Raw genomic sequence first — 12692 nt, 5'->3', positions numbered from 1 at the left:
AAATGATAGATATAGGCAATTTTTTTGATTATAAGCAAATTATTTGCTTCATGTCAAGTGTTAGTTTATATGCAAAAGCGATAGTTTTTTCTTTTTTTTTAATATTTTATCCATAGCTTTTTTAATATCTAAGCGGTATAGTATTGACGCAATAATAAATTTTGAGGAGGAAATATTTTGAAAAAAGCAACACTTGTAGCAGCGTCTGTTCTTTCGTTTTCGCTTCTTTTTGCAGGTTGTTCAAATGATGATACTGCAAAAAAATCAAGCGCAAATAATGAAAACAAAACAGAAAAGAAAGCCAAGGCAAAATCTGAGGACCATCTTGATTATAATGATCAAAAAGGATGGGAGTTCGAAGCGGGGGATTCACAATCTCCGATTAATATTGAAACGGCAAAAACGGAACAAATGAAAGATGAGGGAAAAATCGAACTGAATTACAGCAAAACAGTTGTGGATGAGGTGGATAATGGCCATAGCATACAAGTTGATGACACTGGTTCGGCTGTTATTGACGGACGGAAATTTGATTTAGAGCAATTTCATTTCCATGCTAAAAGTGAGCATACTGTAAATGATAAGCATTATCCGATTGAAGTACATTTTGTGAATCAAGCGCAAGATGGACGGTTAGCAGTTATTGCCGTTTTCTTTAAGGAAGGAAAAGAGAATGCTGCTTTTCAAACAGTTTTAGATAATATCAAGGCTGGTGAGAAAGCAGATGTAGCAGATGAAGTCAATGCTACTCAAATGATCCCAGCTAATAAAACCTATTACCATTACATTGGTTCCCTCACAACGCCGCCACTTTCTGAAAATGTAGAATGGTATGTCATGAAAAATCCAGTTGAAGTCTCGAAAGCGCAGATTGTAGCATTTAATAAATACTATGATTCAAATAATCGTAAGATACAACCGCTTAATGGACGAACAGTCTTGGAGCATATTGAATAAATGAAAAAAGCCATGACTGCAAAGCAGTCATGGCTTTTTTGGAGGGTGGAGATGATAAGTTAGCGACCATCACCATATTGCCAGTCAAGTGTATTGTCAACTTCGTCAAAAGTGATGACAACATCAGAAACTCCTTTGATTTTAAGAACATCATCTTCAATTCTATCTCGAATGTCATCAATTTCAGCGAGTGTTAAAGTGGTATCCAGCTCCACTTCGGCATCGACATGGAAAGTATCGCCTTCTTTGATAACGGTCAAAACTTGAATATCTCGTACATCTGGGTCTGACATAATCCTTTGTCCGACTTGGAGGTTCATGCCTTCATCAGATTTTCCAATTGCCCCACCTGCATTATCAAGGAAAACTTCACCAACGACGATGAACATGAGAAGACCAATCAAGATTGAAGCGATTCCTTCTGCTTGATGGAAAGGCGTAAAGTGGGAAATAACAACAGCAATCGCAGCAAGTAAACCGCCAGCGGTTGCAACGGAATCTTCCATAAAAACGAGTTTTGTCGCTGCTTTAGCCGATTTTAAATTACGCACGGCAGCAGGAATGATCTTAAATCCAGAGGCTTCTTCACCAGACTCGGCAACAATTTCTCGCATGGCTTTTAAAAGAACTGTAGATTCAAGTGCCGTACAAGCAAGTAAAACGATCAAATTGATCAGAAAACCAGTAGATTCGGCTGGATGAAAAATATGGGATATCCCTTCTTTTACTGTCTCATAGGCCATAATGCCGACGACAATGACCGCAAAGAGCAATACGAGATTAACAATTCGACCAAAGCCTTTTGGAAACTTTTTTGTAGGTCGCTTTTTACTAAGCGCAGAGCCTGTGAACACAAAGAGTTGGTTCGCCGCATCTCCCAAGCTGTGAAGCGTTTCAGCAAACATGGCAACGTTTCCTGTAAAAAAATAAGTTATTCCTTTGACGAGTGAGACGATTCCATTTACAATAGCCGCGGTGAGAGCAGAGGTGTTTCCGTGCTTGAGTAGTTGAAAAAACTCTTTCAAGTTCATTCCTTCTTTCGACTGGTTTTAAATCATATTTTTTATTTTAGCACGAAAAGTCACCAGACTAAAATTTTATGAAATAAATTACAAGAATAACGCTAAATTTTATTATTTCTGCTTAAAAAGCCTTAAGTAAACTGGTTTGACTTTTTTTGACCAATGTGTTATGATTTCCGTAGTTACTTACAAATAGTAACTAATAAGAGGAGGGATCACATGAAAGAACTGTTGGCAAAAATCAATAACTATGCTGCAAAGCAAAAGAAAGGCGAGCTAACGGCGAGCGAAAAAGAGCATCAAGCTGAACTTCGCAAAGAATATTGTGCGATGATTCGCGGAACTGTTCAAGACAATTTGCATCATGTGACCATCATTGATCCGCTTGGCGATGATGTGACACCGCAAAAGTTAAAAGATATAAAAGCCGAATTAAATGCTTAAATGAAAATAAATGTGTGGTAAAGGACTCTCTAACAGGTTTTAGAGAGTCTTTTTTAAAACTTATAACCAAACTCATTGCGGCGAGCTGTTTCGTTTTATATAATAGAGCTAGATGAATTGTTACATTTGAAAGGAGATCAAAATGTCGAATGAAATGAGGCTTTTTTCAGTAACGAATGAACGCCCGCTTGCACAAAAGATTTCTGAAAAACTAGATGTACCACTTTGCGAAGTTGATCTGCAAAAATTCAGCGATGGCGAAGTGAAGGTAAACATTGGTAGAAGTGTCCGGGGGATGAACTGTTACGTTGTTCAATCAATGGATGCCAATGTAAATGAACGGATTATGGAAATGCTTATTATGGTTGATGCACTAAAGCGTGCTTCTGCCGCTTCTATCACACTTGTGATTCCATATTATGGTTATTCGAGACAAGACCGAAAAGCCAGAAGCCGTGAACCGATTACGGCAAAATTGATTGCAAATCTTTTGCAGGAAGCAGGTGCAACAAGACTCATTTCAGTAGACTTGCATGCAGCCCAAATTCAGGGATTTTTCGATATCCCAATTGATCATGTTTCGGCTGTTCCACTTCTTTCTGATCATCTTGAAGAAAAATATAGTAACGAAGATGTTGTTGTCGTTGCTCCAGATCATAGCGGGGTTGTTCGTGCGCGCCGAGTAGCTGACAAACTTCATGCTCCGATTGCGATTTTGAACCGGAAACCACGTCCGAATGAACGGGAAATTTCATCCGTCATTGGTGAAGTAAAAGGAAAGCTTGCAATTGTCGTAGATGACATTATTGACACGGCTTACCGGGCAACCACTTCTTGCGATAAGTTGCTTGAAGAGGGGGCAGAAAAAGTTGTGATGTGCGCAACACATGCCGTTTTGGCAGGCCAGGCAGCAGAGCGGCTGAATGAATCGAGAATTAGTGAAATTGTGCTGACCGATTCGATTGATATATCAGAAGGAAAATTGGATGATAAATTAACAATGATTACCATCAGTGATTTACTTGCGCAGGCCATTAGAGGCGTGCAGGAAAATAAATCGCTTCATCCGCTTTTTTAAGGTGAAGGAGGTTTTACAAAATGATTGATATTCACTGCCATCTTTTAAATGGAATCGATGATGGTCCCAAAGAATTAGTAGACAGCTTGATAATGGCAAGACAAGCTGTTGATCAAGGCTATACAGATGTCATTGCAACGCCACATCACTTGAAAGGGCGTTTCTCGAATCCAGGTGATGAGGTCAGAAAACGGGTAGAAGATTTAAATACCAAACTCGTGGAGGAAAATATTCCGCTAGTTGTCCATCCAGGGCAGGAAGTGCGTCTCCATGGCGAAATGCTTGAGAATCTGGCAAATGGGTCTGTATTAACGCTTGCGGACTCCAAATATATTTTAATTGAATTTCCAACAGAATCTGTGCCGTTTTTCGCACAAGAATTGTTTTTTAATTTGCAGATGAAGGGGTATATTCCGATTATTGCTCACCCCGAGCGAAATGTGGAAATTCGAAAAAATTATGAAGTATTGTACAGGCTTGTAGAAGGCGGTGCGCTGGCGCAACTGACTTGGGGAAGCTTTGCTGGTGTACTGGGCAAGAAAATTAAAAAGTTCAGCGACCAGCTACTTGAAGCGAACCTCGTACATTTTATGGCGACAGACGCCCATTTTTACGAAGGGCGCTCAATGGAAGTAGACCAAGCGGTACAAAGCTTAAAACAAAACATTGGGGTAGAACAAGCGGATTTGCTTTTAGAAAATGCGAGACTTGTTTTGCAAAATGAGCAAATTGATTTTGATGAGCCGACAGAAATAAAGAAACGATTTTTCTTATTCTAGAAAAGAGAACGGATTTTTCCGTTCTCTTTTTTTGAGTCGCTTTTTAAGATGCGCTATAATGAAGAAAAGGTTTGCAAGGAAGGTGGGAAAACGATGATCACAATTGGACTAACGGGCTGGAGCGATCATGATACGTTGCAGTTGTCTTCTAAGCATAAACTTGCCGATTACGCGGCTCATTTTCCACTTGTTGAAGTGGATACAAGTTTTTATGCGATCCCTTCTCCGAAAACGACAGCCAATTGGGCAAGTGGCACGCCAGATGTGTTTCGGTTTGTGGTGAAAGCATTCCAAGCGATGACGATGCATAAAGAATGGAAAGATTATTATGATTCAGAAATAGAAATGTACCGTTGCTATATGGATGCGATTGCGCCAATTAGTGAATCGGGGAAACTCAAAGCGATTTTATTTCAATTTCCGCCATTTTTTAATTGTACAAAAGAAAATGTTCAGTATTTGCGGCATGTGAAAGAGCAGATGGGCGATTTGCCAGTTTCGATTGAATTTCGGAATAGTAGCTGGTATAGTGATACAAATTATGAAAAAACGCTAGCGCTACTGACTGAACTTGGATTCATTCACGTGGTTGTCGATGAGCCGCAAATTGGAACACGGAGTGTTCCAATTGTGCTCCGGGCGACGAATCCCGACGTGACGCTTGTGCGACTTCATGGCCGCAATCAATATGGCTGGATGAAAGCGAATAGTCCTGAATGGCGGGAAGTGCGTACGCTGTATCGCTATAATGCGGAAGAAATCGCGGAATGGGCCGATTATATCAAGCATCTCGGAGAGCATTCAAAAGAAATTGTAGTGATTTTTAATAATAACAGCGGCGGGGATGCGGCTGACAATGCGAAGGCACTTCAGAAAGAATTAGAGATTCATTTTGATGGTCTAGCTCCCATGCAAATGGATTTGTTTTCGGAGTTTTAAATGATTAGAAAAAGCCAGGTGGAAAGTAGCTCCATCTGGCTTTTCTATGCTATACTCACCCTTTTCCAATTAAAAAACTAATGACGAGAATGACGAGGACGATGCCTGTGATACCGACGTAAAGGTAATCTTTTTCTTTAAGAAAGGTAAAGAGCGAGACGACTACACGGAAAACAGGTGTTAAAATGAGGCAAAATAGTCCGAACATGATCACGGCAAAGGGTTTAAGTTTGACGAGTCCCGAGAAAATGCTTGCGAGTGTAGTCGGGTAAGTAGTTCCGGGATAGCCACTTGAGCCGGTTGCGATATAAAGAATGAGACCGAGGATGATGATGGCTGCGCTCACGATGACGCCAATGCGAAGTAAGCCGCCAACTACGGCTTCGACTTGATACATTTCTTTATCTTTGCTTTTTTTAGTGTTCATTTAAACCCACCCCAATCCTTCAAGAATCATTTGTAAGGCAACGTAGAGCAAGACGGGGATGAAGACGAGGCGGATGACTTTGCTTTTTAAGCGCTGCATCACTTTTGTACCTAATGTTGCGCCAATTAAGACGCCGATTGCAACGGGAGCAGCGATTGTTGGGTCAATGTCGCCTTTAAAGAGATAGACGGTTGCGCTTGCCGCAGCCGTAACGCCCATCATGAGATTGCTTGTGGCACTTGAGACTTTGAGCGGAAGTTTCATGAAGACGTCCAGTGCCATGACTTTGAACGCGCCGCTTCCAATACCAAGAAGTCCGCTTGCGATTCCTGCCCCGTACATCACTCCGAACCCTGCTGGCACGTTAGCGACTTCGTAGGGGACTTCTTTGCGTAATGCTTTGTCATAGTAACTGTCGTGAAGTTTAAGTTTGGTTGCGATTGGGTCAGGTTTGACGTTTTGTGGGAATTCTGAACCGACTTTTTTAATCATATTAAAGGCGGAATAAAGGAGTAAGAGCCCGAAAATTATGTAGAGTGCTGTTGCGGAAAGTAGTCCGCCAATGAAAGCACCAGTGATTGCCCCGAGCGTTGTCGCGATTTCAAGAAACATTCCGGCCCGAAGATTCGTGATCCGGTCTCTAATGTAGGCGATTGCTGAGCCACTACTTGTTGCGATAACGGAGATAATGCTGGCCCCAATCGCATACTGGATGTCGATGCCGAAAATAAGGGTTAGGGCTGGCGTCATGATGATGCCTCCACCAAGTCCAAGAATGGAGCCAATGATACCCGCGAATATGGCAATCAAGAGGATTTCAAGTGTTTGTGTGATATCCAAGAATTGATCACTTCCTTCTCTCTATTTGTCTTTTTATCATACGCCAAAAAGAACGACTTGAAAAGTAGAATTTGACTTTGTTGCGTGTCAAAATGGAAATTTTAAGCTACAATAGAGAAAGTAAATGCTTTTTTAGGGGATGCTTTTATGAAACAGTTAACAATTTGGCATACAAATGACATCCATAGCCATTTGGAACATTGGCCAAGAATATCTTCTTTTTTAAAAGCAAAGAAGAAGCGGGCACAAGAAACGGGAGAAAATGTTTTGTTTTTCGATATTGGCGATTTTTTAGACCGCGTTCATCCACTTACGGAAGGAACTGCTGGTAAAGCGAATGTTGAACTTCTAAATGAGCTGCCCTTTGATGCTGTAACCATTGGAAATAATGAAGGTACAACGCTTTCGCATAACGGATTAGAAACGCTCTATGATCGAGCCAAGTTTCCTGTCGTCTGTGCGAACATTTATGGAAATCCAGAACGAACGAAGCGAACAGACTGGGCAGTTCCGGGCGTTTATAAATACGAAGCGGGTTTGAAAATTGCTGTTTTAGGTGCAACCGCAGCATTTAGAGAGTATTATGAATCGCTTGGTTGGGGAATCGAAGAACCCATACAGGCGTTAAGACGAGAACTAGCGGGGCTTGATGCTGATACCGATTTGATCATTCTACTTTCACATTTGGGTTTGCAGTTTGATGAGCAAATCGCTGTTGAGTTACCTGAGATTGATGTCGTTTTAGGCGGACACACACACCATTTGCTTGAGACGGGCAAACAAGTTGGCAAAACACTGCTCGCGGCGGCTGGAAGATGGGGCGAATACGTTGGTGAAGTGACGCTCACTTGGAATGATGCTTGTGAATTAAGCGAGAAAAAAGCAAGGGTTCATGAGACGTCTAAGTTAGCCCCGCCGAAAGATGAAGCTGAACAAATTCAGGGCTTTTTTCAAAAAGGAAAAGAAGAGCTTTCTGATGTAATTGTGCACTTGCCAGAAAAAATTGAAACGAACTGGTTTGGCGACTCTAGCATCGCAGAGATCTTATACGCGGCCGCGACAGAATGGGCGGAAGGAGATGCTTTCCTGACGAATGCGGGCATTTTTATGACAGATATTGGACCGGGAGATGTGACAGCCTTTGATGTGCACCAGCTCTTGCCGCATCCGCTCAATTTAATTGCCGTAACGCTTTCTGGAAGCGAACTTGAAGTGTTGATCCATGAGATTATTCGTAAGCGAGATGAGCTTAAGGAACTGCCACTTCGAGGTTTTGGTTTTCGCGGCGAGGTATTTGGTTCTGTGCTTATGAAACGTGCTAGCTTTGATACGATTCACGGGATTCCACTTTGGGATGGCGAGCCGATTTCAGCCTTTCGAAAATACCGAATTGTGACGCATGATACGTTTGTGTTTGCGCCATTTTTCCCGATTATTAAACAAAGTAGTGAAAAGGAAGTTTATACACCGGAGCTTTTACGAGATATTTTTGCATGGAAGCTGAAACAACTGTACGGGGAGGAAAAAGAATGATTACGATTCAAGGTCAGGAATACGAGTTGATGGAAGACTATCGCGAGTGTTTTGATGAAGAAAAACTGAATGAGCGTTTTAGTGATATCTTATTGCGGTATGATTATATTGTAGGCGATTTTGGGTATGAACAGCTTCGTTTGAAGGGCTTTTTTGAGGATCAAAACAAAAAAGCAGCTTACGACAATAAAATTAGCACATTAAAGGAATATTTATATGAATACTGTAACTTTGGCTGTTCTTATTTTGTTTTAAAGAAAGTAAAACAAGCAGGAAAGAAAGAGAAGGGCGAGTAATTTTGAAAAAGTATCAAGCGTATTTTATTGATTTAGATGGAACAATGTATCATGGGGATCGCGTTATCCCGGAAGCAATTGCGTTTATCCAGAAGTTAAATGAACTTGAGATCCCGCATTTATTTGTCACAAATAATTCTACGAAGACGGGCGAACAAGTTGCGCAAAAGTTAAACAAGATGGGGATTATGGCACGGCCGGAGGACGTTTTTACGTCTTCAGATGCAACGGTTTCCTATATGCTCGAGCAAAATCAAGTGAAAACAGTGTACCCAATCGGTGAAGTGGGACTAAAACAGGTTCTTGCAGAAAATGGTTTTGAAGTTGAAGAGGAAAATCCACAATATGTGGTTGTTGGTATGGATATGCAGCTGACTTATGAGAAATTAGCGAAAGCAGTGCTTGCGATTCGGCGCGGGGCAACGTTTGTTTCGACAAATGCTGATGCAGCGATTCCAACAGAGCGAGGGTTACTTCCTGGAAATGGTTCGATTACAGCGCTTGTCTCGGTGGCAAGTGAAACGAAGCCTGTTGTGATCGGAAAACCCGAGCGTGTGATTATGGATCAGGCTCTTGCTCGTTTGGGGGTAACGAAAGACGAAGCGATTATGGTGGGCGATAATTATGAAACAGACATTTCTGCAGGAATTCATTCCGGAATGGATACGTTGCTCGTTTTGACTGGTTTTACAACTCGTCCGGCCTTGCAGCAAAAAACGGTTCAACCAACTTATGTTGTAAATGATTTAACAGAATGGGAATTTTAGAAAGCACTTGTGAGGTGCTTTCTTTGTTCTAGTTTGTAAGAAGGAAGGGAAGAAAGTGGAAATATTGAATGATCTTTTTGTTGTCGTGTTGATTATCGGGACTGCTTTTTTCGTGGCTTCTGAATTTGCGATCGTTGCCATTCGGAAACCTACTGTGAAAAGTCTTGTTGAATCAGGCGATAAGCGAGCTCATTACGTCCAAAAAATCACCGCCAATATGAATGATTACCTTGCTGCTTGTCAGCTTGGAAATACGCTTGCCGCTCTCGCGATGGGGTGGGTCGGCGAAGATACAATGCGCGGTTGGTTGGAGCCAGTCTTTGCACTTCTTCCGCTTCCAGCTTCAGTGGAAGGTCCCGTTTCCATTTTTGTTTCCTTTATTTTGATCACTTTCTTAAATGTCGTTTTAGGAGAGCTTGCACCAAAAACATTGACGATTCAAAGTACGGAAAAAGTCGCCTTACTGATTGCTCGGCCGTTAGTTTATTGGTATTATTTTACGTTTCCTCTCAACTGGATACTCAATCATTCAGCTAATTTCATTACGCGACTATTTGGCGCGAAAGAAAATGTGGATACGGATCAGATGACGCCGACGGAGCTGAAAATTATTTTTGAAGATAGTTACAAACAAGGACTTTTAAATCCGCAAGAATTTAAATACATGAAAAATATTTTTAAATTAGGCGATGTTCCAGCGCAAGAAGTAATGATTCCGCGAATGGAAGTGATCGCAATTGATGAAACTGCGACGGTGCTCGACTTGCTAAAACTTACTTCCAAGCACACGTATCATATTTTTCCAGTGACGACAGATCATGATAAAGATAAAATCGTAGGAATTTTGCAAGTCAGCAGTGTTATGGCGGGGCTTGGAGTGGACCAAACGATTTTAAATCAGTCCATCAAACCATTTGTTCGTACAGGAATGGAAGTTTTTGAGGGAACGATTTTGGAAGAATTAATTGTAAAAATGCAGGAAAAAGGGGAATCGTTTGTAATTTTGACGGATGAATACGGCGGGACTTCAGGCATCACGACAATTGAAGATATTATGGAGATTATTGTGGGCGATTTAGAAGAAGTTTCCGGTCCAAAAGGAATTCGTAAAATCGGGAAAAATCACTTTGTTATTTCAGGAAGCGAGCCACTTGTGAGTGTGGAAGAAGTACTGGGATTTGAACTGGAAAGTGCGGGTGTACATACGCTATCTGGCTGGCTATTTTTGCAAAACTTCAATATTGATACAGGAGATGTAGTTGAGCAAGATGGCTGGACTTTCAAGGTTCAGTCGATGAATAAAAACTCCGTTCGCCAAGTAGAAGTGAAGAAAATACGGTGATCGAAAAAGCAGTGGAGCCTCCCGGGCTCCACTGCTTTTTCAGTCAGTTTTTCTTTTTTGATAAGTTTTGGGCTTGTTTGGTTTAAAGTTCGCGATAAAGTCTTCTATTTCAGGAAGCGAATCGCTGAATAAAAACTGCTCCCGAGCCGCTTCCGTCAAAAAGTCTGCTGTAACCATTTCGTCAAAAAAAGAGCGAAGCGGCTCATAATACCCATCCACGTTATAAAGGATGCACGGATTTTTATGCACGCCGATTCTACCAAGAGAGATCACTTCACTAATTTCTTCGAGCGTCCCTGGGCCGCCAGGTAGGGCGATATAAGCGTCCGCAAGCTCCATCATCGTTTTCTTGCGCTCATACATGTCTTTTGTTTGAATGAGTCTTGTAAGCCCGCGGTGTGCGATTTCGCGTTTCTCAAGAAATGTAGGCATCACCCCGTAAGCTGCAGCCCCGTGAGAAAGTACTGTATCCGCCACGACACCCATCAAGCCAACATTCCCGCCCCCATAAACGAGTGTGTATTCATTTTCTCCAATCCAGTTACCGATTTTTTCAGCACTTTCTTGATAAATTTTCTTCGCGCCAAAAGCCGATCCACAATAAACCGCAATTTTCATATTCAGAATTCCCTCCTTGTTTACTGCACAATATCGTCGTGATAGCTATGTGCGAGTCGACTAGCTGCTGCAGCGGCAATAGCGCCCACGATATCATCCAGAAAGGTGTGAACATTGACGCCATCGTGCTCATTTAATTTAGCTAAAATTCCTGGTTTAACTTTGTCAATGTAACCATAATTTGTGAAGCCAATGGATCCATAGACATTGACGATGGACAAGGCCAAAATTTCGTCCACCCCGTATAAGCCCTCATCTTCAGAAATAATATTTTGAAGGGGCTGTTCAAGATCACCCTTTTCTGCCATTACATCTAGTTGAATGCCAGTTAAAATCGCATTTTGAACTTCTCTTTTACGAAGCACATGTTCCACATTTTTCCGGCAGACTTCAAGTTTCAGTTCAGGATGATATTGCTTTTGCAAGAAAAGAACAAGATCCGCGATATCATCTATTGAAACGCCACGTTCTTTTAGCCAACTACGTGCTTTTTTTTCTAAAATACTTTGTTTTTCAACCATCAAAAAACCTCCTCTAAGGCGAACCTTTCAATTAAAAATAACGCGACGAACTTCGCCGCGTCTCTTATGCTAATTAATAAACCTGAACAACTTCTTTAAAACCGAATATTTTTTCAGCGAGTGTCAGCTCAATCCCCATTTTTAAAGTCATATCTGAGCTTGGACATGAAACACAAGCACCAAGCAAGCGGATTTTTACGATACCGTCTGGCGTCACCTCGATAAGTTCATAATCGCCGCCGTCACGCAGTAAATATGGCCGAAACTTCTTCAGCGCTTTGTCCACTGAATCAAAACTGATTTCTTCCATACAAAACGGACTCCTTTAAATAGAATATAACTCATTATAACACAGCTTTCAGTCATTGTGAAAAAGACGAACCTGTTCTGCAAGAATAAAATTCCTGTGAGTGACTACACAAACAATAAACTCGATTTTTCAATTGATATTGGTTACAATGGGCTTGAGGTGAGGAAGCGATGGAAAAACAAGTAAAATTGTATGTCTATGGTTCCACAGTAATCTGTGCAAGTTGTGTTGGTGCACCGTCTTCCAAAGAAACTGAAGAATGGCTCCGAGCTGCAATTGGACGGAAATTTGCGGATCAGCCATTTGAAGTTGAGTATGTCGATATTTACGATCCCGAGCAAACGAATCCTGAGGTTCGTGAATTAGCAAGAAAAATTGTTGACGAGGATTATATGTATCCCGTTGTGGCAGTAGATGGCGAAATTATTGCGGAAGGGAATCCGCGGCTTAAAGATATCTATCAAGTGATGACTGACCGAGGTTACGAGGCAACGATGTAAGAATAGCTAAGCACGCGTACCTTTCCGAAGATTAGAAGGGAAGTAAGAAATGAATCCAATTGTGGAATTCTGCGTCAATAATCTGGCGAGCGGTTCGCAGGAAGCTTTTGATAAGTTGAATGAAGATCCAAATCTTGACGTGGTGGAATACGATTGTCTGACGTATTGCGATTTATGCGCGATGAGTTTATTCGCACTTGTCGATGGTGAAGTGGTACGTGGGGAAACGCCAGATGAACTCGTGAAAAATATTTATCAATTTATTGAGGAAAATCCGATTTGAATAACAAAGTTGGATAGGAGAATCTCACATAAATGG

Annotated in this window: 17 protein-coding genes; 11 read left to right on the top strand and 6 right to left on the bottom strand. The window is 41.5% G+C overall.

All coding sequences use genetic code 11. The annotated features are described in order from the left end of the window. The first annotated feature begins 177 nt into the window (after window positions 1-177). Window positions 178-957, top strand: coding sequence for a carbonic anhydrase (locus HB912_RS08950; protein WP_185373921.1), 780 nt, complete (start codon window positions 178-180; stop codon window positions 955-957). Window positions 958-1016: 59 nt separating this feature from the next. Here HB912_RS08950 and HB912_RS08945 read toward each other — a convergent pair whose 3' ends face one another. Next, entirely contained in the window at window positions 1017-1982 is a 966-nt protein-coding gene (locus HB912_RS08945; protein ID WP_185373919.1) for a cation diffusion facilitator family transporter, read from the bottom strand. A gap of 216 nt (window positions 1983-2198) precedes the next feature. Between HB912_RS08945 and HB912_RS08940 the strand changes: the two genes are divergently transcribed. The 4 genes from HB912_RS08940 to HB912_RS08925 all read left to right on the top strand — a co-directional run bounded on the left by HB912_RS08940 (window position 2199) and on the right by HB912_RS08925 (window position 5219). Next, window positions 2199-2423 (top strand): DUF896 domain-containing protein, encoded by a 225-nt coding sequence (locus HB912_RS08940; protein ID WP_185373917.1) that lies wholly within the window; start codon window positions 2199-2201, stop codon window positions 2421-2423. A gap of 142 nt (window positions 2424-2565) precedes the next feature. Next, entirely contained in the window at window positions 2566-3501 is a 936-nt protein-coding gene (locus HB912_RS08935; RefSeq protein WP_185373915.1) for a ribose-phosphate diphosphokinase, read from the top strand. 20 nt (window positions 3502-3521) lie between these two features. Beyond that, the gene (locus tag HB912_RS08930) at window positions 3522-4280 is read left to right on the top strand and encodes a tyrosine-protein phosphatase (protein ID WP_036073049.1); all 759 of its coding nucleotides are present in this window, start codon (window positions 3522-3524) and stop codon (window positions 4278-4280) included. Window positions 4281-4373: 93 nt separating this feature from the next. Beyond that, window positions 4374-5219: a DUF72 domain-containing protein gene (locus HB912_RS08925; RefSeq protein ID WP_185373913.1), complete on the top strand. Its 846-nt coding sequence runs from the start codon at window positions 4374-4376 to the stop codon at window positions 5217-5219. 55 nt (window positions 5220-5274) lie between these two features. Here HB912_RS08925 and HB912_RS08920 read toward each other — a convergent pair whose 3' ends face one another. Continuing rightward, window positions 5275-5646 carry a DUF1634 domain-containing protein gene (locus tag HB912_RS08920; protein ID WP_185373911.1) on the bottom strand — a complete coding sequence of 124 codons (372 nt, stop codon included), beginning with the start codon at window positions 5644-5646 and terminating at the stop codon, window positions 5275-5277. After that, window positions 5647-6486 (bottom strand): sulfite exporter TauE/SafE family protein, encoded by an 840-nt coding sequence (locus HB912_RS08915; protein WP_036073044.1) that lies wholly within the window; start codon window positions 6484-6486, stop codon window positions 5647-5649. 147 nt (window positions 6487-6633) lie between these two features. Here HB912_RS08915 and HB912_RS08910 point away from each other — a divergent pair, with 147 nt between their 5' ends. Genes HB912_RS08910 through HB912_RS08895 form a run of 4 tightly spaced genes read left to right on the top strand, consistent with a single transcriptional unit; the run spans window position 6634 to window position 10424 of the window. Beyond that, entirely contained in the window at window positions 6634-8019 is a 1386-nt protein-coding gene (locus HB912_RS08910; protein ID WP_185373909.1) for a bifunctional metallophosphatase/5'-nucleotidase, read from the top strand. Next, window positions 8016-8315 (top strand): YutD family protein, encoded by a 300-nt coding sequence (locus HB912_RS08905; protein ID WP_185373907.1) that lies wholly within the window; start codon window positions 8016-8018, stop codon window positions 8313-8315. Before HB912_RS08910 ends, HB912_RS08905 begins: the two co-directional genes overlap by 4 nt. A 2-nt stretch (window positions 8316-8317) precedes the next feature. Next, window positions 8318-9082 (top strand): TIGR01457 family HAD-type hydrolase, encoded by a 765-nt coding sequence (locus tag HB912_RS08900; RefSeq protein WP_185373905.1) that lies wholly within the window; start codon window positions 8318-8320, stop codon window positions 9080-9082. Window positions 9083-9137: 55 nt separating this feature from the next. After that, window positions 9138-10424 carry a CNNM domain-containing protein gene (locus HB912_RS08895; protein ID WP_185373903.1) on the top strand — a complete coding sequence of 429 codons (1287 nt, stop codon included), beginning with the start codon at window positions 9138-9140 and terminating at the stop codon, window positions 10422-10424. A gap of 39 nt (window positions 10425-10463) precedes the next feature. On the opposite strand, the gene HB912_RS08890 is transcribed toward HB912_RS08895, so the two are convergent. From HB912_RS08890 to HB912_RS08880, 3 genes are all read right to left on the bottom strand, one after another. Next, window positions 10464-11042: an LOG family protein gene (locus HB912_RS08890; protein ID WP_185373901.1), complete on the bottom strand. Its 579-nt coding sequence runs from the start codon at window positions 11040-11042 to the stop codon at window positions 10464-10466. A gap of 20 nt (window positions 11043-11062) precedes the next feature. Beyond that, a complete protein-coding gene (locus tag HB912_RS08885; RefSeq protein WP_185373899.1) occupies window positions 11063-11563 on the bottom strand; it encodes a phosphatidylglycerophosphatase A family protein in 501 nt (166 codons plus the stop codon). Window positions 11564-11636: 73 nt separating this feature from the next. Further along, entirely contained in the window at window positions 11637-11873 is a 237-nt protein-coding gene (locus HB912_RS08880) for a NifU family protein (protein ID WP_036073031.1), read from the bottom strand. A gap of 170 nt (window positions 11874-12043) precedes the next feature. Here HB912_RS08880 and HB912_RS08875 point away from each other — a divergent pair, with 170 nt between their 5' ends. Next, the gene (locus HB912_RS08875) at window positions 12044-12373 is read left to right on the top strand and encodes a YuzD family protein (protein WP_036073029.1); all 330 of its coding nucleotides are present in this window, start codon (window positions 12044-12046) and stop codon (window positions 12371-12373) included. Between the two features lie 49 nt (window positions 12374-12422). Next, on the top strand, window positions 12423-12656 hold the full coding sequence (locus tag HB912_RS08870) for a YuzB family protein (protein WP_036073026.1): 234 nt from the start codon (window positions 12423-12425) through the stop codon (window positions 12654-12656). Window positions 12657-12692 lie beyond the last annotated feature (36 nt).

The sequence above is a fragment of the Listeria aquatica genome (genome assembly GCF_014223975.1).
GTDB lineage: Bacteria > Bacillota > Bacilli > Lactobacillales > Listeriaceae > Listeria > Listeria aquatica.
This window is presented reverse-complemented; position numbering and strand designations above follow the sequence as displayed.